General features: G+C 36.2%; 13 protein-coding genes, 1 other RNA gene and 1 pseudogene. 11 read left to right on the top strand and 4 right to left on the bottom strand.

Going from position 1 to position 20,792, the window contains the following annotated elements; genetic code table 11:
- Nucleotide 1 precedes the first annotated feature (1 nt).
- From eboE to YQ22_RS02540, 3 genes are read left to right on the top strand one after another with little or no spacing between them, the layout of a single operon-like run.
- Nucleotides 2–1,195, top strand: coding sequence for a metabolite traffic protein EboE (eboE, locus tag YQ22_RS02550; RefSeq protein WP_071339958.1), 1,194 nt, complete (start codon nt 2–4; stop codon nt 1,193–1,195).
- A gap of 1 nt (nt 1,196) precedes the next feature.
- Nucleotides 1,197–2,570, top strand: coding sequence for an alkaline phosphatase family protein (locus tag YQ22_RS02545; RefSeq protein ID WP_071339957.1), 1,374 nt, complete (start codon nt 1,197–1,199; stop codon nt 2,568–2,570).
- Nucleotides 2,571–2,576: 6 nt separating this feature from the next.
- Nucleotides 2,577–2,924 carry a transmembrane 220 family protein gene (locus YQ22_RS02540; protein WP_071339956.1) on the top strand — a complete coding sequence of 116 codons (348 nt, stop codon included), beginning with the start codon at nt 2,577–2,579 and terminating at the stop codon, nt 2,922–2,924.
- On the opposite strand, the pseudogene YQ22_RS19300 reads toward YQ22_RS02540, so the two are convergent.
- Nucleotides 2,919–4,791 (bottom strand): annotated as a pseudogene (locus tag YQ22_RS19300) (DNA polymerase III subunit gamma/tau). The gene YQ22_RS02540 and the pseudogene YQ22_RS19300 sit on opposite strands and share 6 nt — an antisense overlap.
- Nucleotides 4,792–4,900: 109 nt before the next feature.
- Between YQ22_RS19300 and rnpB the strand changes: the two are divergent.
- Nucleotides 4,901–5,210, top strand: an RNA gene (gene rnpB, locus YQ22_RS02525) — RNase P RNA component class A.
- Nucleotides 5,211–5,215: 5 nt separating this feature from the next.
- Here rnpB and YQ22_RS02520 read toward each other — a convergent pair.
- The 3 genes from YQ22_RS02520 to YQ22_RS02510 are packed head-to-tail and all read right to left on the bottom strand — an operon-like array spanning nt 5,216 to nt 7,216.
- Nucleotides 5,216–5,752: an RsmD family RNA methyltransferase gene (locus tag YQ22_RS02520; protein WP_058105783.1), complete on the bottom strand. Its 537-nt coding sequence runs from the start codon at nt 5,750–5,752 to the stop codon at nt 5,216–5,218.
- Entirely contained in the window at nt 5,752–6,588 is an 837-nt protein-coding gene (locus tag YQ22_RS02515; protein WP_071339953.1) for a DUF3822 family protein, read from the bottom strand. Before YQ22_RS02515 ends, YQ22_RS02520 begins: the two co-directional genes overlap by 1 nt.
- Complete coding sequence (locus YQ22_RS02510) at nt 6,566–7,216, bottom strand: hypothetical protein (protein WP_071339952.1); 651 nt, start codon at nt 7,214–7,216, stop codon at nt 6,566–6,568. The genes YQ22_RS02515 and YQ22_RS02510 overlap by 23 nt, the downstream gene beginning before the upstream one ends.
- 101 nt (nt 7,217–7,317) lie before the next feature.
- Between YQ22_RS02510 and YQ22_RS02505 the strand changes: the two genes are divergently transcribed.
- The 7 genes from YQ22_RS02505 (at nt 7,318) to YQ22_RS02475 (ending at nt 20,775) form a co-directional block, all read left to right on the top strand.
- The gene (locus tag YQ22_RS02505; RefSeq protein ID WP_058105786.1) at nt 7,318–8,751 is read left to right on the top strand and encodes an ATP-dependent DNA helicase; all 1,434 of its coding nucleotides are present in this window, start codon (nt 7,318–7,320) and stop codon (nt 8,749–8,751) included.
- Nucleotides 8,752–8,812: 61 nt separating this feature from the next.
- Nucleotides 8,813–9,382 carry a DUF4126 domain-containing protein gene (locus YQ22_RS02500; RefSeq protein WP_071339951.1) on the top strand — a complete coding sequence of 190 codons (570 nt, stop codon included), beginning with the start codon at nt 8,813–8,815 and terminating at the stop codon, nt 9,380–9,382.
- A 26-nt stretch (nt 9,383–9,408) separates the two neighbouring features.
- Nucleotides 9,409–10,122 carry a 3-deoxy-manno-octulosonate cytidylyltransferase gene (kdsB, locus tag YQ22_RS02495; RefSeq protein ID WP_198033532.1) on the top strand — a complete coding sequence of 238 codons (714 nt, stop codon included), beginning with the start codon at nt 9,409–9,411 and terminating at the stop codon, nt 10,120–10,122.
- Complete coding sequence (locus tag YQ22_RS02490) at nt 10,113–10,811, top strand: HAD family hydrolase (protein WP_071339949.1); 699 nt, start codon at nt 10,113–10,115, stop codon at nt 10,809–10,811. The genes kdsB and YQ22_RS02490 overlap by 10 nt, the downstream gene beginning before the upstream one ends.
- Nucleotides 10,812–10,834: 23 nt before the next feature.
- Nucleotides 10,835–11,944, top strand: a complete 1,110-nt coding sequence (locus YQ22_RS02485; RefSeq protein ID WP_071342480.1) for an iron-containing alcohol dehydrogenase family protein — start codon at nt 10,835–10,837, stop codon at nt 11,942–11,944.
- Between the two features lie 70 nt (nt 11,945–12,014).
- Nucleotides 12,015–12,548, top strand: a complete 534-nt coding sequence (locus YQ22_RS02480; protein WP_071339948.1) for a 1-acyl-sn-glycerol-3-phosphate acyltransferase — start codon at nt 12,015–12,017, stop codon at nt 12,546–12,548.
- 544 nt (nt 12,549–13,092) lie between these two features.
- Complete coding sequence (locus tag YQ22_RS02475) at nt 13,093–20,775, top strand: PKD domain-containing protein (RefSeq protein ID WP_071339947.1); 7,683 nt, start codon at nt 13,093–13,095, stop codon at nt 20,773–20,775.
- Nucleotides 20,776–20,792: the final 17 nt, after the last annotated feature.

The raw sequence follows: 20,792 nt of genomic DNA, 5'->3' as shown, positions 1-20,792 counted from the left end.
AATGCAACTGAAAAAAAACCTTCACCTAACATATTGTACAAATATTCACCCTGGGCAAGATTGGAAAAATACTTTTAATAGTATTAAGCGTCATGTGCTTGGTATAAAAAATGAAGTTTCAAAGAATCAAGCTTTTGGTTTAGGACTGCGTCTATCAAATAAAGCCAGCGAAGAGCTAGACATGGGCAGTAATTTGACCGACTTTAAAAAGTGGTTAAATGATAATGATTTGTACGTGTTTACCATGAATGGTTTTCCTTATGGAAATTTTCATGACGAGCGTGTAAAAGATTTGGTACATGCGCCAGACTGGACTACAGATGACCGCTTAAATTATACCAAAAGACTGTTTCGTCAACTTTCAGAATTAATTCCCGCGGGATTGAATGGCGGAATATCAACATCTCCAATCACCTATAAATACTGGTATAAGACCCTTTCGGAAACAAAAAATGCATTTGAAGCCGGTGCTAAGAATATGCTTGAAGTTGCCAAGCAATTGTTCAAAATTGAACAAGATACAGGAAACTATTTGCATTTGGATATTGAACCTGAACCAGATGGTTTGCTAGAAAATAGTGATGAGGTTTTGTTGTTTTATTCGGATTACTTGGTTCCTATAGGTAGAGCTTATTTTAAGCAGGAATTAGGTTTAAATGCAGATAAGGCAGAAGCTTTAATTAAAAAATATATTACGGTTTGTTATGATGTTTGCCATTTTTCATTGGCTTATGAAGAACCTACCGATACGTTTGCCAAGTTCAAGGCAAATAGTATAAAAGTTGGTAAAATTCAAGTAAGTGCAGCGTTAAAAATTATTTTTAACGGTACCAATGATGAACGAATTTGGGAAGAACTTTCACAATTTAATGAGCCTACCTATTTACATCAGGTAACCGAAAAATTAGACGGAAAGGTTAAGACTTATAGTGATTTGCCTTTGGTATTGGAAGGGGATAGGAATCATGAAGAACTAAGGGCCCATTATCACGTACCTATATTCTTGGAAAAATATGGTGAACTGTTTTCTACACAAGATCATATTCTAAAAACAATAGCATATATTAAAGAAGACCCAATTTCAGAGCATTTAGAGGTAGAGACTTATACATGGGATGTACTCCCGGCAGATTTAAAACAGGATTTATCAGTGTCAATAATACGAGAACTAGAGTGGCTTAAATCACAGATGTAATATGAAGAAAACGGTTGTCATTAATGTAGTTGGGTTAACAAAACGATTGATAGGTGAACATACACCGTTTATAAAATCATTTTTAGAGAGAGGGCAGGCAACATACATAGAGCCTGTGCTACCTGCCGTTACATGTGCTGTTCAATCTACCTATGTAACCGGTAAATGGCCATCTGATCATGGTATAGTTGGGAATGGTTGGTATTTTAAAGATGAGTGTGAAGTAAAGTTTTGGAGACAGTCTAACAAACTGGTAGAACAACCAAAAATATGGGACGATCTCAAAGAAAAATATCCCAATTTTACCTGTGCCAACCATTTTTGGTGGTACAATATGTATAGCAACGTGGATTTTAGTCTTACACCAAGGCCTAATTATTTGGCAGATGGCAGAAAAATTCCAGATGTATATTCTTATCCTGCTGAATTAAGGGACGAAATGCAAAGTACATTAGGAACATTTCCGCTTTTTGAATTCTGGGGACCAAAAACCACCATCAACTCATCTAAATGGATTGCAAATGCAGCTTTGTTGACGGATAAGAAACATAATCCTGATCTAACATTGATTTATTTACCCCATTTAGATTACAACTTACAACGTTATGGTCTTGATTTTAAAATAATTTCTAAAGATTTAAATGAAATAGATGCTGTAGTAAAACAATTGGTACAACATTATGAGTCTTTAGACACCAGGGTAATACTTCTTTCCGAGTATGGAATTACAAATGTAAACAAGCCAATTCATCTCAATAGAATATTAAGAAAAGAAGGATATATAGCTATACGTGAGGAGCGTGGACTGGAGCTTTTAGATGCTGGTCAAAGTGATGCTTTTGCTGTTGCAGACCATCAAATTGCCCATGTGTATTGTAAAAATGACAAGGATATTGATAAGGTAGCTACATTGATAAAAGCAGTTGAAGGTGTAGAGAAAGTGTTATATGGTGAAGATTTAAAGGACTACCATATTGATCACGACCGCTGTGGTGATATTGTAGTAGTAGCAGATGAAGACTCATGGTTTACTTATTATTTTTGGTTGGATGATGCCAAGGCACCTGACTATGCCAGAATGGTAGATATTCATAAAAAACCGGGGTATGACCCTGTTGAAATGATGACCGATCCAAAAGATAAGTTGGTTATGGCAAAAGTTGTTGGAAAGCTCATAAAGAAAAAAATGGGCTTTAGAACGGTAATGGATATTATACCAATAGATGCCACTTTAATAAAGGGTTCTCATGGTCGTATAACAGAAGACGTTGAAGACTATCCAATTTTTATAAGTAATCATAGCTTTGGTAAGAAGGATCAAACTATTAGTGCAATACAGGTACGTGATCTTATTGAAGATCACCTATTAAACTGAATTTAGATGAATGTATTATTTAAAACATTAGGATTTGTATTTGCAATTTTATTTGCAATAGGTGCAGTGTTGCAGTACAATGATCCAGATTCTTTACATTGGATTATCGTGTATGGTATAGCGGCCTTAGTGTCGTTATTCTTTGCATTGAAAAAAGTTAAATTTGTTGTGCCGCTGGTATTGGGTGTATTTGCTTTTATAGGTTTTGTTTATTTGTATCCGTTAGATTTTCAAGGTTTTGATTTAAATGATGGAGATATTAAAACAGTTGAATTGGGAAGGGAAGCTTTTGGGTTATTGATAATTTCGGTGGTTCTTTTAGTATTCGCTTTTAGAATAAAGAGAACGCTATAGATCTAAATCGAACTCTTGTCTCAATAAATCGATCACAGGGTTTTTCTCTCTTAGTTTTTCGTATTTTTCTTCAGGAGTAAATGCAAATTTCTTTGCCGTTGTTTCATTCACCGTAATATCTAGGTGTACGAAGTGATTGTTTAATTTGGCACGTAAATATTCCATTAGCTCAAACTGTTCGCGCTCAATCTCCTTTTTCATTGTACTGTTAGGAAGCTCAATATGAATTTTAAAATCTTCCTTAAGTTTTGGGACATCGGTGTGTAGGTTTGATGCTAAAATTTTCTGCCCTTTTTTATCTATAATTTCTATAAAATCGGCCCAATGCTTGCGTAAATCTTCTTCGGTAAAATTTTCTCTTGGTAGATTTTTTTCATCAATAACGACCTCAATTCTGTTGAGTTCGTGCTGTTTTTTGGCGTTTAGACTTTTAATTGAAAGACCTGATACCCTTTTGGTGGGACGATGGATTTTAATCTTTTTATCATCCTTTGTATCGTTGGTTTCCGGCGTATTAAGTGGCTCTGGTTTCTTTTCTTCTAATTTAACTTGTGGGTTTGAAACTACATTAGTTTCTTCTGTACTAGTGTGATCAATAGTTGCCGCTGTTTTTGTTTCAGAAGAAATACTATCTTTTGCGGGTTCTGCTTTGGTGCTTACCTTTTCGGTATTATTATTCTCAACAGATTTCTCTATAGTCTGGTTTGAAGAACCAGCAACTTTTGGAATCTGTTTGTAAAATGCTGAAGGAGCAATAAAATCAATGGTCTTATTTTGAAGTGCTACTGATTCAGGATTTTTTTTTTTCTCCATCAAAATCGATAGAGGCAAGTTTCATAAGTGTCAATTCAACAAGAAGGCGTTGATTTTTACTTGTCTTGTACTTTAAATCACAATCGTTTGCAATATTCAGCCCTTGTAATAAAAAGGAAGGAGATGTCCTTTTACTTTGCTCTCTATATAATTGTTGGGCTTCTTCGCCTACCTCTAATAAAGTAATGGTGTCTGGGTGTTGGCATACCATCAAATCTCTAAAATGAGATGCTAAACCAGATATAAAATGGTGTCCGTCAAAACCTAAAGACAATGTTTTATTAAAAAGCAAAAGTAGATTTGGAATCTTATGTTCCAATATTAGATCAGTGGCTTCAAAATAAGTATCGTAATCTAAAACGTTCAAGTTTTCTGTAACTGCTTTACGTGTTAAATTAGATCCAGAAAAGCTAACCACTCTATCAAAAATGGACAAGGCATCTCTCATGGCACCATCAGCTTTTTGGGCTATAATATGTAGTGCATCATCTTCCGCATTTATTCCTTGATTTTCTGCTATATATTTTAAGTATTCAGCGGCATCTTTGACCGTAATTCTTTTGAAATCGAATATTTGACATCTAGAAAGAATGGTAGGTATAATTTTATGCTTTTCTGTGGTTGCAAGTATAAAAATAGCATGCTTTGGCGGTTCTTCTAATGTTTTAAGAAAAGCATTAAAAGCAGATTGAGATAGCATATGCACCTCATCAATGATATAAACTTTGTATTTACCTACTTGTGGTGGTATGCGTACTTGGTCAATTAAATTTCTAATATCGTCCACAGAGTTGTTAGAAGCGGCATCCAACTCAAAAATATTGAAAGCAAAATCTTCATTCTCCTGTTCTGTGCCATCAGAATTTATTTGCTTTGCCAAAATACGTGCGCAAGTTGTTTTACCTACACCTCTAGGACCACAGAATAAAAGCGCTTGTGCCAAATGATTTTGGTCAATGGCATTTTGTAAAGTATTGGTTATGGATTGTTGGCCTACAACATCTTTAAATGTTTGAGGTCTATACTTACGTGCCGATACGATAAAAGGTTCCAAAATGCTACTCTCGTTTATTCTATTACAAATATAAATATAGCTTGGAATACTTACGAGAATTAAGGTTACAGATCATCTTTAGTTATCAACAATTGCAGTACATTTGCGCAAAGCAGACCGCCTTATCGCTGCCAAGAAATTGGGAGAGGAAAGTCCGGACACCATAGTGCAGTATAGCGGGTAACGCCCGTCCGTTGAAAAGCGAGGACAAGTGCAACAGAAAGCAAGTACAGTTAGGCTGTAGTGAAACCAGGTAAACTCTATACGGTGAAACGTCATGTAAATCGGTGTTTAAGGGCTGCACGCCCAAGCCGAAGGGTAGGCGGTTAGAGTACTGGGGTAACCCTTTACCTAGATAAATGATAAGGAGTTCTAATGATTTTTAGGATACAGAATCCGGCTTATGGTCTGCTTTTTTATTTTGTTATTTTTCAAAAAAACTAAAAACACTACCACCATATTTTCGTGAGTTTTTGTAGAAAGGTAATTCTGCTAAGCTGGTGCGGTTAGAGTGTTCAATAATTAAAACACCATCTTCTAATAAAAGGTCGTTTTCAAAGACCAACTGAGGTAATTTTTCAAAATCGGTAAATTCCATATCGTAAAATGGATCGGCAAAGATGATATCGAATTTTTCGGTATTTCGCTGTAAAAAACTAAAGACATCGCTCTTTAAAGTTCTAATGTTCATATCTAATAGGGAAACCGTCTTGTCTATAAAATCTATACAACCACCATGGGCATCAACGGCAAGTACATCATCTACGCCTCTAGATGAAAACTCGTAACTGATGTTTCCGGTACCGGTAAAAAGATCTAAAACCTTCAAATCAGGAAAGTAGTAAGAATTGTTCAAAATATTGAACAGGCTTTCTTTGGCCATGTCTTTGGTAGGTCTTACAGGTAATTTTTTAGGGGCTATTAAGTTACGACCTTTGTGCTTTCCTGAAATTATTCGCATTATATAGTATTAATGAGCGTGAAGTCTATAGAACTTGAAGATGGTTCTCCAAGTTTTATTAATTGTTGGGTTGAGGGAGCGAAAATGCTAATATGTTGTATATAATTGTAACATAATTTAAAAATTGCATCATCTTCTTCAATATCTCCAAAAAGTTTTACAATTGCTGTTTTAGGGTCTAACTCCAGCTGTTCTAAAACAAATAACAAGTAATAGGCAAAATCTTCTTTGGTGTCGTATTTAAAGCTGTTGTAAAGCATTAATTTACGTTGGTTCAAAACCGTAATGTCCAGCTGGTCTTTGCTAACATGTACAAAGCATGTAGTTTCTTGGTTTTGTGTTTGGTTGTTCATTAAAGATTGTAGTAGTACCGTGCCATTATGCATATAGTGGAATTCACCGAAAAGATCATAAATATAATTGTTGATATTTACGTAAGGCACATATACAATTACTAGATCATGATTTTCAACTTCGTCATATGCCAAAATATCATTTGCCAAAATTTTGGTGTTGAACTTTAAGTACTCGTATAAATTATCGGCATTGAACAATGATTTAGGAACTAAACCAAAGAGGGTGTTTCTATGAACTGTAACCACCTCGTCAAACTGCATATTTTCTATATCATGTTTCAGAAATAATTTATGCAGTTCATCCTTTGCTTCCATAGGGTTTTTTTCAAATGCAAAATCGACCCTATCAGAAAGCAATAATTTTTGCGAAACAGTATCTGCCACACAAAAAGAAAGTCCATTCAAGCTAACCTGAATGGACAATTTCTTAAAATTTTTATCCGCTATATTTAAGCTATTATTTCTTCTCTTTTTTGTCATAAATAGCAGGCCAGTTACCAGTTGTGCTAACATCTTCAAGAGAACCTACTTTAATAGACGCTCCATTAACCTCTTCTACACTTAATGCGGCTTTTTCACGAGCCAATAAATCTTTGGGCTGATCGTATAGTACTACTTCTTTGTCAACTTTAGCTTCAAAAACAGGGGCTTTATAGCCACTCTTTTCTATAAAGGCAGATTTCATTGTAAATTTTTCTCCGTTTGCAGCTGTAGGTACTTCCATTAAGCTTTTATATCTGGTATCTGCTTTAAAAAGAGAATCTTTTACAGAAACAAAACCTAATGTATCAATAATTTTTACCTCTCTTAACATGTCAATACCGTAAGCTTTATCGAACTCCATAAATGAAGAATCTCTTTGCTGTGTAATTACATATTTACCGGTATCGATAAAACGAATAAGACTATTGAAATCATTTGCATACTTGCCATTAACAGTTTTGTAAGCCTCTTGAGAATTTCTAATATCCTTTAGCTTAGCAATAACTTGTGCAAAACGCTCTTCTTTTACCTCTTTAAATTTGATTGGTCCGGTAATGGAGTTGTAAATAAAGTATCCTAAAGCGATACATCCAATCCAAAGTACAATTTGTATTACGGTCTTCATTTCGTATGTGTTATTTTTATTTAGTGGTCTTCACAAATCTACAATTTTTTTTTAATGGTAAAAGTTTTTAGCCTAAAAATCATCTTTATCTTTGGGGGCTCATGAAACCAATAACACCCGCTTCTTTCTATACTATACTAGAAAACAAATTTCCTCATTCACCAACTGCCACACAATCAGTGGCTTTGCAAAAATTGGCAGAATTCACCCTGTCAACAGTTAAAGATGAAGTTTTTTTATTAAAAGGCTATGCCGGTACCGGAAAAACTACTTTAATTGGCACTTTGGTCAATAGTTTGTGGAAAGTTCAAAAGAAAGCTGTGTTGATGGCTCCTACTGGTAGGGCTGCAAAAGTGATGTCCAACTATTCGAATACGCAGGCATTTACCATTCACAGAAAAATATATTTCCCGAAAAAGCAAAGTGGTGGTGGAGTGCAATTTGTGTTGGCACCTAATAAACATAGAGATACTTTGTTTATAGTCGATGAGGCTTCAATGATTCCCGATACCGCTGCAGATTCAAAGTTATTTGAAAACGGTTCCCTTTTAGATGACTTAATGATGTTCGTTTATTCAGGACATAAGTGCAAGTTGTTGCTAATAGGTGATACGGCACAATTACCACCAGTTCATTTGGTGTTGAGTCCGGCGTTAGATGGTAATAAACTTTCCTTAAATTATAATAAGGAAGTCGTTAGGTTAGAACTAAGCGAAGTGGTAAGACAAGCGGGAGATTCTGGTATATTGGCGAACGCTACGTTATTGCGAGAACAACTGCAAAGCGATTTTTTTGAAGATTTTAAATTTGATGTAGACCCCTTTACAGATATTGTAAGATTAATAGATGGCAATGAAATACAGGAAGCCATAGATAGTTCGTATGCGGAGAACGGAAAAGAGGAAACTGCATTTATAGTTAGGTCAAATAAGCGAGCAAACTTATACAATCAGAATATACGCGAACGTATTCTTTATCTAGAGAATGATATTGCCGTTGGTGATTTTATGATGGTGGTAAAAAATAATTACTATTGGTTAAAGCCAAGCTCTGAAGCTGGATTTATAGCTAATGGAGATATTATTGAAATACTGGAAATATTCGATATCAAAGAAATTTATACTTTCAAATTTGCCGAAGTAAAGGTGAAAATGGTAGATTACCCCAACATGGCGCCATTTGAAACGGTATTGTTGTTAGATACTATAACAGCGGAATCTCCTTCACTATCCTATGAAGACGGCAATAGGCTTTATCAAGAAGTAATGAAGGATTTTGCCCATGAAACTTCAAAGTATAAGAAATTTTTAGGGGTAAAGAATAATAAATACTTTAACGGTTTACAGGTTAAATTCTCATACGCTATTACATGCCATAAATCTCAAGGTGGGCAATGGAATACTGTATTTGTAGAACAACCTTATTTGCCAAATGGTATTGATAAGGAATATTTAAGATGGTTATATACAGCGGTAACCAGAGCAAAGAATAAATTGTACCTTATAGGTTTTAAAGATGATTTTTTTCTTGATTAAGAAAAGATTATTTTAGTATTTATGGACACGGAAAAGGAGTCTTTTCCATAGTGAGATCAACATGGCAACCGATACGATTTTAAGCATTTTTTTAGGGGTAGGATTAGCAGCATCTGTTGGGTTTAGGGTGTTTTTACCATTGTTTGCATTAAGTTTGGCATCTTATTTTGGAGTATGGGAACTAAATGATAATTGGCAATGGATAGGTAGTCTAATTGCAGTATTGACATTGGGCGTGGCAACTTTACTTGAAATTTTCGCCTACTTTATTCCTTGGTTCGATAATTTACTGGATAGTATAGCCGTACCATTGGCAGCAATAGCGGGTACTGCCGTAATGGTATCTACAGTGGCTGATCTAGATCCCGTAATAACGTGGTCATTGGCAATTATTGCAGGCGGTGGTACCGCAACAGCAATTAAGGGTGCTGGTGCCACGGGCAGATTGGCATCCACGGCTACCACCGGGGGTCTGGCCAACCCGGTAATTACTACCGTTGAAACAAGTACAGCCGCAGTAGTGTCCGTTGCCTCGATATTTGCACCTATATTAGCAGCCGTTTTGGTCATTATCATATTAGTGATCATTTTTAGGATTTACAGAAAATTACGACCAAAGGCTAATACTTAAAATATATTTAGTTGAAGAAAATAGCAATGATTCCTGCCCGATATGCGGCATCGAGATTTCCTGCAAAATTAATGCAGGATTTGGCTGGCAAACCGGTCATTTTAAGAACTTACCAAGCTGCAGTACATACAAAGCTTTTTGATGAAGTTTATGTGGTTACCGATAGCCAGGTTATTTATGATACCATTTTAAGGGAAGGTGGTTTGGCTATTATGAGTGTTAAGGAACATGATTGTGGCAGCGATCGTATTGCCGAGGCAGTAATGCAAATGGACGTTGATATTATTGTAAATGTACAAGGCGATGAACCATTTACAGATCGTGAAAGTCTTGAAGGTGTAATGCAGGTATTTGAAGATGACGTGCATAAAGAAATTGACTTAGCATCGTTAATGGTTAAAATCACAGATGAAGAGGAAATTATTAACCCAAATACGGTAAAGGTAATCGTAGATAATAGGGATTTTGCACTCTATTTTTCAAGATCGCCAATACCTTATCCAAGAGCAAAAAACAAGGATACTGTCTATTATAAGCACAAAGGTATTTACGCTTTTAGAAAAAGTGCTTTGATGGATTTCCAACGACTGCCAATGCTGCAATTAGAGGCTACCGAAAAAATTGAGGCTATACGTTATTTGGAATATGGTAAAAAAATAAAAATGGTAGAAACCAATGTTCAGGGCATAGAAATAGATACACCTGAAGACTTAAAGAAAGCGCAGAAGGCATGGAAATAAATTTTGATGGAATTAATGTAATTGGATTTGATGCAGATGATACCCTATGGGTAAATGAAACTTATTTTAGGGATACTGAAGATAAATTTGCCGATCTTTTAGAGAAGTATGAAACTAAGAATAAAATAGATCAAGAGCTTTTTAGAACTGAGATTAAAAATTTGGACCTTTATGGTTATGGCATAAAAGGATTTGTACTTTCTATGATCGAATGTGCGTTGGAGCTTTCAAATAATCAAGTTGCTCCTAAAACGGTAAGTGCACTTTTAGATTTAGGTAAAGAAATGATAACACAACCCGTTGAATTATTAGAGGGGGTGGAAGAAGTACTTCAAAGTTTAAAGGACAAATATCGTTTAATTGTACTGACCAAAGGTGATCTCTTGGATCAAGAGCGTAAATTGGAGCGGTCAGGTTTATCAGAATATTTTCACCATGTAGAAGTGTTAAGTGATAAGAAAGAGAAAAACTACAGTGATTTATTAGAGCACTTACAAATAGAACCGGACGAGTTTTTAATGATCGGTAACTCTTTAAAGTCAGACGTATTACCACTAGTGAATATTGGAGCAAGAGCGGTTCATATACCTTTTCATACCACATGGCAGCATGAAGAAGTAACGGAGGTTGTAGATAATAATGGTTATATGACAATGTCTACTTTGACCGAAGTACTGAAATACGTTTAATGAAAATGCAGGTGAACAAACAGATGGCAAAGAGCAATATACCGACCAAAGCATCACAAGAATTCCGTAATTTTCCTATGGTACCTAGAGTGGTCTATGGTGTGGGTAGTTTTGATACTCTTGGAGATATTTTGATGCCAAAGAGAAAACATTCTGAAGCACCAATGATATATTTGGTTGATGATGTTTTTGAAAATACAGAATTGATCAATAGAATACCTAGTATATTTTGTGATCAAATTATTCTTATTTCAGCCAATGATGAACCAAAAACAGAGCAAGTAGATGCCTTGGTGTCTATGATTAAGGAAAAGTTTACAGAGCTTCCTTCCGGTATTATAGGTATTGGGGGCGGTACACTTTTGGATTTGGCAAAGGCTGTAGCGATCATGCTCACTAATAAAGGGAGTGCATCAGATTATCAAGGGTGGGATTTGGTGAATAAGCAATCAATCTATCATGTAGGTATTCCCACTATTAGCGGTACAGGAGCTGAAGTTTCAAGAACTACGGTTTTAATGGGCCCCGAAAAGAAGTTGGGAATCAATTCAGATTACACCACTTTTGATCAAGTAATTCTAGATCCGGATTTAACCGTTGGTGTGCCTAAGGAGCAATGGTTTTATACGGGGATGGATTGCTTTATTCATTGTATAGAATCACTTAATGGTACTTTTTTAAATGCATTTAGTAAAAGCTATGGCGAAAAGTCTTTAGAACTTTGCAAAGAAGTGTTTTTAAAAGATATCGAAGCATCCGATAGTAGAGAAAAATTAATGATGGCATCGTGGCACGGTGGTATGAGTATAGCTTATTCCCAAGTAGGTGTTGCACATGCCATGAGTTATGGTCTAGGTTATGTTTTAGGGGTAAAGCACGGAATAGGAAATTGCTTGGTTTTTCAATATTTAGAAGAGTTTTATCCTGAAGGAGTACAGTTGTTCAATGCAATGTTGGAAAAGCATAATATAGTATTGCCAAAAGGAATTTGTTCTAAATTGACTGACTCGGAAATGAATACAATGGTTACCGTTGCATTGGGTATGGCGCCACTTTGGGAAAATGCCCTAGGAGAGCAGTGGAAAACTATTATCACCCCAGAAAAGCTTAAGACTATTTATCAAAAGATATAGTCTCATTTAAATTACCTCTTACATTATAATATGAGGCTTTGCCAAATAGGCAGGTCATTACCCAAATAGTATGCAGCAAATAGCAAAGTTTATTTATTTTAAATTATTGGGGTGGAAGCTAAACGGAGTTTTTCCATCACATTTAGATAAGTTTGTCGCCATCGTAGTGCCACACACCAGTTGGTGGGATTTTTTATTGGGGTTGTTGATACGAGCGGTTTTACAAGAAGAGATAAACTATGTAGGAAAGAAGAGTCTGTTTAAAGCTCCTTTCGGTTGGTTTTTTAGGTGGACAGGTGGTGCGCCAATTGATCGCACTAAAAATAGTGATACTGTGAAGGCAACAGCACATATATTTAGTGAACGGCAAAAATTTAGATTGGCACTATCTCCGGAAGGCACCCGAAAAAAAGTTGAAAAATGGAAAACAGGTTTTTATTATATAGCCAAAACCGCAAATGTGCCTATCGTTTTAGTTGCTTTTGATTATGGTAAGAAAGAGATAAAACTTTCAGGTCCGATGACACCCACAGAGGATAAAGAAGCTGATTTTAAACAGTATCACGCTTTTTTTGATGGGGTGGAGGGGAAGCATGTAATGTAGTCTTAACATTTAGAAAATTTTTCCAAAAAAATTTAAACCTAATAGGGCAGGATTTTAAGTATTTCAAACAGTGCAATTCAATCCTATTAGTACAATAATCAACTAATTTCAATTTCCTCATTTAGGTACTTTAACGATTAAACGGTACTTTAATCGTAAAATTATTTCGTTTCATCTACTATTTAAAATTTAATACATATTCTTGTTTCAGATATATTTTTTGAGATATTATACTTTAAAGTTAATATTTCCCCCTTCAAAAAAGGTATTTATTACGTACCCCACTTACGCTAATAAATTGACCTAATAGTGCTTTGGTTTTTAATTAACCAAACCTATTATAATGACCAAACTTTACTCACTAGGATTATTCGTACTAGTTAATAGTAATTATAATTTTCCTATTACTTTTTTTAGTTTAAAAGTTTATATCAAAAAACTTTATATGTCTTTTGTGGCTTCTTCATTTTATAGACTTTCAGATTTTCTAAGATCATTTCATTATCGCTCAATCATCAATATTCAATTTTAATACTCCACAGTTATGCAAAGAATTTTACCTAATCTCTTAGATGTTCTTTATAATAAAAAGTTCAAAGGGTTTTTTAACTCAATTTATAAGATGTTCTCCTTTAATGTTTTACTGTTTTTTTTCAGTTCAACACTGTTTGCTCAAGTAAATATAACAACAAGTCCATCTTCAGTTTCAGCTGCCCCAAATGAAAGTTTTGTTATTACAGTGGAGTTGACTACAGAACAAAATGTTGATGCTGCTGAAATTCACATGAGTTTTGACCCCACTATGCTCGCGGTTACCAACTTAAGTTTACCTGATATAAATCCATTACCTGTTCCCATTATTGGAGCTGGATTTGATAATTTGATTGGAGTTATAGATTATGCTGCAGGTACATTTACTTCCTTTCCCAATACTAATTTTGATCTTATAGAAATTGAATTTGAAGCTTTGACAACAGGTTCAACAGAACTGGAATTCTCTGGTCTTCCTTCAAAAGCAACATTTAACGGCATAAATATTTTATCGGATGCAACTGGGTCCACAATTAATATAGATATCGTAGATAATACACCTCCTGTCATTACTTTAATAGGGGAAGAGGTAATAAATTTACTTGTTGGTGATTCATATATAGAACAAGGTGCTACTGCAAATGATGATATAGATGGTGATATTAGTTCAAGTATTATTATCGGTGGAGATTTAATTGATACCAATATTGAGGGAGAATATACGGTTACATATAATGTTGTTGATGCTTCAAATAATCAAGCAGAACAGGTAGAACGTACCATAATTGTTTCACAAGATGTCATAAACACATTTGCCATAACAACTGATCCGGGTGCTAATGGTAATATATCTCCTTCCAGTACTAATGTAAATCAAGGAGATAATATTCTATTCACGATATTACCTGATCCTGGTTATGAAATTGAAGATGTAGTGGTTAATGGGATTTCTGTTGGACCTGTAAATACATATGAATTTGTTAATGTTCAGTCCAATTCTTCGATAAACGCGACTTTTATAGAGAATACAGATTTCCAATTATGCATTGGTTGTGGTAATGAAAATTTAACAGCTTTTGGGCGTGATTTTATAGGTGATTCAGCCATTCAGGCTCCTTCGGACAGTGGATTTCTGCAATCTGGAGGAACTCCATATAGTAGCAATGTTAATCAAATAACAGGTACATCGTCACCTGATGAACTATTACTTTTTAAAAATGAAATTTATGGAGGAAAGACAGGAAACCCTCCCGTGGTATACGAAATACCTGTTACGAATGGATATTATCAAGTTGATTTATATTTTGCGGAGGTATATCAAACAACGGCGGGCACAAGAGTATTCGATGTAATACTTGAAGATAATATTATTTTGGACAAGTATGATTTATTAGATCCTATAAAAGATGGTATATCAACTAATAATACTGCAATTGTTAGAACGTATTTTGTTTTAGTTGAAGATGGAAGTTTAAATGTACAAGTTGGTCCAGCTACTGTGGATAATGGGAAAATTTCTGGTTTATGTGTTACTAAAACATCAAATACTAATATACACCCTGTCGCTTATTTATCGGACCTTCAATTTGAAGTAGGTGATAATTTGTCTCAAATTCTTAATATTCAAGATGATGATAATTTAGTGGTTACATTGTATAATTTACCATCTTCAATAAGTTATGATCCTACTAATAATCAATTGATTGGGACTCCCTTAGCTGATGAATCAGGGGACTATAAAGTAAATGCCATTATTTCAGATGGAAATAGTTCTCCGGTAACCGCAGAGTTTACAATTACTATTTTCCCATCAGGTTCTGATTTACCACCCACTATTGCATCTGTCAATGATATCGAGGTAATTGAGGGCGCTTCTATTGATGCAAATATTGTAGTTAGCGATGATAATGATGTTTTCAATACGGATATTGTTATTTATGATAAGAGTAGTGGTGGTTCAAATAATCCATTTGCACCTAATACCGCTGTAGCTGAAAGTAGATATACATTCATTGATAATGGAAATGGTAGTTATACCTTAAACTGGAATACATCACCAGGAGATGGTAGGTCATACTTAGCGGAAATTACAACAAATGATGGAGTTAATTTACCGGTTGTGCAAAATTTTTCAATTGATATTGCCCAGCCCATCCCTGGTAATATATTAGCCAAAACTTTTAGTAATCCCTTACCGTGGTATAAAGGAGTTTCTGATACCGCACCAGTACCTCCTTTTACAGTAGCTATAGAAGATAATGCTGCACAAAATGTAGGTTATATTGACGCTGGTGATTACATTGAATTTTTAATCAATGTACCCTCCCCCGGAATTTATGATGTCGAAATTCTAGCTGCTAAAGGTAATAATGGGACTACAACATTAAGTATTTCTGAAGAAAACAATGAAAGCTATTCGGTTATCGGAAATGTGACTGTATCTAAATCTGCATGGCAAACGTATGTATCATATTTTACATCGGTAAATTTCACGAATAGCGGATTACAATCTATTCGTTTAGATTTTAGTGCAGGTATAAATATTAAGAATTTTATTTTTTCACAATCGCCTATTGCTTCATGCAATGTGGCATATCGTATAAATGCAGGTGGTCCAATAAACTCATTAAACGGAGGTGATTTTGAAGCGGATCAATCAGCTGATGCAGCTGGTGGTTCAGCAGAAATAGGTATCCCATCAAGTTATTATAAAGGAGTTGTAGATAAGACTTATGGTTCAAATGTAGCACTGGTATCTAATGACACTGGGTATCCTGATGCTGTTTTTCAAACTGAAAGACATATAGAAGGAGGTACTTTAATGAATTGGGAATTTCCCGCTAACGGCGTTTATGAAGTTAATTTATTGTTCAACGAAAACTGGACAGGTGAGAGTAATGATCCTAGGGTTTTTGATGTTGAAATTGAAAACGCTATAGTTTTAGATGACTACAGACCCTCAATTGCTGCAGGAGGATTTAATATTGCCAAAGTTGAAACGTTTACTGTTGAAGTAACTGATGGTACCTTGAATATAGATTTCATCAAAGGTACCCAAAACCCCTCTATTAAAGGGTTTAGTATTTGCTTTGTATCAGAGCTTGAAAATACCGATCCTATTGTTACGATTGATTCACCTTCAGAAAATTCGACGGTTGTTCGAGGCATGGATGTTAATCTAATAGGAACGGCTATAGATTCGGAAGATGGAGATATATCAGATATTATTAATTGGAGTTCAGGAGATTCTAGATTTATAACTTCACCGTTAAACGGAATAGGCTCAAATATTACGGGCCAATTCGTAACACCTGGAATTCAAACTTTAACCGCTACTGTTGAAGATAGCAATTCTGCAACCAATAGTTCTGAAATTGAAATTCAAGTTTCAGGACCTGAGGTATTAATTGATTTACCATTAGAGAATGAAATGCTAAATTCTACTAATGTAAGATTAGAATGGTCAGGTACCAATGTTTTGTATAATTTGACAGAGCACTATCATATATTCGTAAATCCAGAGGATTTGAATAACATCGATTCTTCTACACGAATTTCGACCGCATCGCAAATTGGACAAGAATATTGGGATTTAAATTCTGGTGATGGTATTATTGAAGGCGACAATACAATTGTTGTTGTAGTCGCTGATCCAACCCATGCTGAATTTACAAACATCGAAGCTAAGGATATTGTAAATTTCACGATATCATTACCTGATGATACTGCTCCAATAATCACTTTATTAGATGAAGACCCCTTAATCGTAGAGCTTGGGTCCATATATAGTAATTTGGGAGCCAGCGCATTTGATGAGGTTGATGGCGATTTAACCAGTGAAATTGTCATTGGGGGTGACGTAGTTGATATTAATATAATTGGAAATTATAATATCACTTATAACGTGTCCGATACCTCGGGTAATGTAGCAACGGAAGTGACTCAGACTGTAACTGTAGTTGATAGCACTGCTCCAATTATTACATGTCCTGTAGAAATAGTAACTTCTACAAATTCGGAAATTTGTGGGGTATATTTAGATTTAATAGAAGCTTCAGCTGCTGATTTTAGTGATGAAATAACTTATGAAGTTTTTCGAAGTGATGGACTCTTATTAACAGAACCGTATGGTCTAGGTGAAACTTCAGTTACATGGACCGCAATTGATGGGTCAGGTAATAGATCGGAACCATGTATTCAAACAATTACTGTAATAGATGAAATAGCTCCAAACCTAGATTGTTCTCCAAATATCATTGTCAATAGTTTAAATGGAAGCCCAATTGTTGTTGAGATTGTAGAACCAGTAGTTCTAGATGCATGTTCAGGGCAAAATGTAGTCCTAACCAGTACTCGTAACGACGGGTTAAATATAAATGATGCATATCCTGTAGGGATTACTCAAATTGAATGGAAAGCTGTTGATGAAGCAAGTAATTTTATTTCTTGTGTACAAACTGTAACGGTTAATTTTACAGGCTCTTCAGAAAACAATATTGAGTATTTTACTTTTCAAGAACAATCTGAACCTGAAATAATTGATTATTCGACAGGAACTATAAAAGTTCAGGTTGTAGCCGGAACAGATGTAACTTCTTTACAACCTAATTTCGGAATCTCTGCCAATGCTAGTGTAAATCCAAATTTAGGGGAGGTATTAGATTTCTCTTCTCCTGTTAATTTTACCGTTACGGCTGAAGATGGTACACAAAGAATATGGACAATAACAGTTATTGTTGATGAAGAACAAGATGAAACTCTTACGATAAATACATTTACCTTGGTAAATGCCGATACGGATCAAGATATTATGATATTGACTAACGGCGAATTGATTAATGCAGCTAATTATATTAATACAAATTTAGCTATACGTGTAAGTACTTCTTCAGATGTTGGTAGTGTACAATTATCACTTAGTGGAACTAAAAGCAGAATACAAACAGAAAGTGTTTTGCCTTATTCACTTTATGGGGATAATGCACAAACCGGAAATTATGAAGGGGAACTATTCCCAATAGGAGCCTATATTATTACTGCTACAGCTTATTCAAATAGTGGATTAACTGGTAGTCAGGGTGAATCCCAGTCACTTAGTTTTCAATTTATTGATCAAGATCCTTTGTGTATTGATTTTGATGTGAATATTGAAAATATTTTAAACCCGACAGGGTGTAATACAAATGATGGTAGCATAGTTTTAAGTACTACTGGTTTTAATGGTTCTCTTGTTTATGATTGGGGTCATGATAATAATTTAAACAGTTCTACTGCTGATGGATTAGGATCGGGAACATATAATGTAATCGTAACCGATACTAACGGATGTTTTGAAAACTTGTCCATTACGTTGAATAGTCCAGAACTTCCAAACGTCACATTAGAGACTTTTGATGATGTTTTTACTACAGATAATCCTTTTGATTTAGTGGGAGGTAGTCCCGAAGGTGGTGAATATTCGGGAATAGGGGTGAATAATAATACTTTTGATCCTTCAGTTGGGGTCGGTATCTATAATATTATGTACACCTTTACAGATAGTAGTGGTTGTACAAATAGTACTACTAAATCGATTAAAGTAATAAATGCCCCAAGCGATAACGCGGCACTGTTCATTTTGAATGCTGAGGACGACAGTCCATTGTACACATTGACCGATGGCCTTCAGATAAGCAAGTCCGATATCGGCGAGACCCCTTTGGGCATCATCTACAATGCGGACCTTGCTCCAGGTAGTGTCACGTTCAGGTTGAGCGGTCCTTTGAGCCAGACGAAGACCGAAGGTCCTTCGGCTCCTTACTCCCTTTTCGGCGATATCGGTGTTGACATCCAAGGGAAGGTCTTCCCGGTAGGTAACTATACCTTGGTCGCTACGACTACCTCTGGAACGAGCGAAACGGTCAATTTCTCGATCGTAAGCGGTCCGCCTGCAAATGTGCCCCCAGTGGTCGTATTGTCGGGCAGTTCGGATGGTACGGTACCTTACAAGTTGAACTTTACAAGTACGGGGTCCATGGATACCGATGGCAGCATTGCCATGTACGGATGGGACTTCGGGGATGGGGCGACATCATCGGATGCGAATCCTTCACATACCTATTCCACGGGTGGCGATTACAACGTGACGCTAACATTGACCGATGATGACGGAGCAACGTCTACCAAAGGTATCGGCGTTACGGCGGTGGATCCAACGGTCAATCAGGCCCCTAACGCTGTTGCAAGCGCTTTGTCTAATAGTGGTACTGTACCGTTCACGGTCAGTTTCTCAAGTTCGGGATCTGATGATTCCGATGGCGACATAACCTTGTACGAATGGGATTTTGGAGATGGATCAACGTCGAACCAAGCCAACCCTACGCATACCTATACGGTGGAGGGCAATTTTATAAGTGTTCTTACGGTTACCGATGATGAAGGGGCAAAGGATACGGCAAACGTGAACATCAAGGTCAATGCCCCAAGCGATAACGCGGCACTGTTCATTTTGAATGCTGAGGACGACAGTCCATTGTACACATTGACCGATGGCCTTCAGATAAGCAAGTCCGATATCGGCGAGACCCCTTTGGGCATCATCTACAATGCGGACCTTGCTCCAGGTAGTGTCACGTTCAGGTTGAGCGGTCCTTTGAGCCAGACGAAGACCGAAGGTCCTTCGGCTCCTTACTCCCTTTTCGGCGATATCGGTGTTGACATCCAAGGGAAGGTCTTCCCGGTAGGTAACTATACCTTGGTCGCTACGACTACCTCTGGAACGAGCGAAACGGTCAATTTCTCGATCGTAAGCGGTCCGCCTGCAAATGTGCCCCCAGTGGTCGTATTGTCGGGCAGTTCGGATGGTACGGTACCTTACAAGTTGAACTTTACAAGTACGGGGTCCATGGATACCGATGGCAGCATTGCCATGTACGGATGGGACTTCGGGGATGGGGCGACATCATCGGATGCGAATCCTTCACATACCTATTCCACAGGTGGCGATTACAACGTGACGCTAACATTGACCGATGATGACGGAGCAACGTCTACCAAAGGTATCGGCGTTACGGCGATAGATCTTACAGATGTTGAAGCTGTTATAAGCTTTTCTCTAATAAATGCGATTGATCAACTTGATTTATTTGATATACAAACTAATATGAGTATAAATTCATCAGAAATGGAGGATGTAAACATTAGGGCAAATACTAATCCAGGTACGGTTGGAAGCGTAAAATTTGAATTGACCGGTACTATAAATAGAACATGGGTAGAGACAAATGCTCCTTATGCACTTTATGGAGATTTTGATGGTGAGTTCATACCAACAACATTTACTTTAGGATCTTATACTCTAAAAGCTACACCATATACTTTGGGTAGTGCTACCGGTGAAGCAGGGCAGTCCCTTACAGTTAAGTTTAATGTAGTTCAACCTACATCAACCTCTAAAACGGCTGAAGTTGATATGAGTATTTTTCCAAATCCTGCTTCTGAGAGTATTACGGTTTCTTTTGATAAACCTACTAGCTTAAAGAAAATCTATATATATGATATTACAGGAAAACTAATTCAATCTTTAAATATGGATACCGGCCAAGATGTTGGCACTTATCTGCTTGGAGTTCAGGATTTACCTACAGGTTCTTATTTCGTGAGAACTATTGATTCGGAAGGAAAACAGTCACAACAGCAAATGGCAATTAAACGATAATCGAGTCCCAAAAAAGT

The sequence above is a fragment of the Maribacter sp. 1_2014MBL_MicDiv genome (assembly GCF_001865655.1).
Lineage (GTDB): Bacteria > Bacteroidota > Bacteroidia > Flavobacteriales > Flavobacteriaceae > Maribacter > Maribacter dokdonensis.
This window is presented reverse-complemented; position numbering and strand designations above follow the sequence as displayed.

Excerpts from the sequence above, each read along its gene's own strand:
- eboE (WP_071339958.1), top strand. The coding sequence starts at position 2 with ATGCAACTGAAAAAAAACCTTCACCTAACATATTGTACAAATATTCAC.
- YQ22_RS02475 (WP_071339947.1), top strand. The coding sequence starts at position 13,093 with ATGCAAAGAATTTTACCTAATCTCTTAGATGTTCTTTATAATAAAAAG.
- kdsB (WP_198033532.1), top strand. The coding sequence starts at position 9,409 with ATGATTCCTGCCCGATATGCGGCATCGAGATTTCCTGCAAAATTAATG.
- YQ22_RS02485 (WP_071342480.1), top strand. The coding sequence starts at position 10,835 with ATGGCAAAGAGCAATATACCGACCAAAGCATCACAAGAATTCCGTAAT.
- YQ22_RS02500 (WP_071339951.1), top strand. The coding sequence starts at position 8,813 with ATGGCAACCGATACGATTTTAAGCATTTTTTTAGGGGTAGGATTAGCA.
- YQ22_RS02510 (WP_071339952.1), bottom strand. The coding sequence starts at position 7,216 with ATGAAGACCGTAATACAAATTGTACTTTGGATTGGATGTATCGCTTTA.
- YQ22_RS02505 (WP_058105786.1), top strand. The coding sequence starts at position 7,318 with ATGAAACCAATAACACCCGCTTCTTTCTATACTATACTAGAAAACAAA.
- YQ22_RS02520 (WP_058105783.1), bottom strand. The coding sequence starts at position 5,752 with ATGCGAATAATTTCAGGAAAGCACAAAGGTCGTAACTTAATAGCCCCT.
- YQ22_RS02480 (WP_071339948.1), top strand. The coding sequence starts at position 12,015 with ATGCAGCAAATAGCAAAGTTTATTTATTTTAAATTATTGGGGTGGAAG.
- YQ22_RS02540 (WP_071339956.1), top strand. The coding sequence starts at position 2,577 with ATGAATGTATTATTTAAAACATTAGGATTTGTATTTGCAATTTTATTT.
- YQ22_RS02545 (WP_071339957.1), top strand. The coding sequence starts at position 1,197 with ATGAAGAAAACGGTTGTCATTAATGTAGTTGGGTTAACAAAACGATTG.
- YQ22_RS02515 (WP_071339953.1), bottom strand. The coding sequence starts at position 6,588 with ATGACAAAAAAGAGAAGAAATAATAGCTTAAATATAGCGGATAAAAAT.
- YQ22_RS02490 (WP_071339949.1), top strand. The coding sequence starts at position 10,113 with ATGGAAATAAATTTTGATGGAATTAATGTAATTGGATTTGATGCAGAT.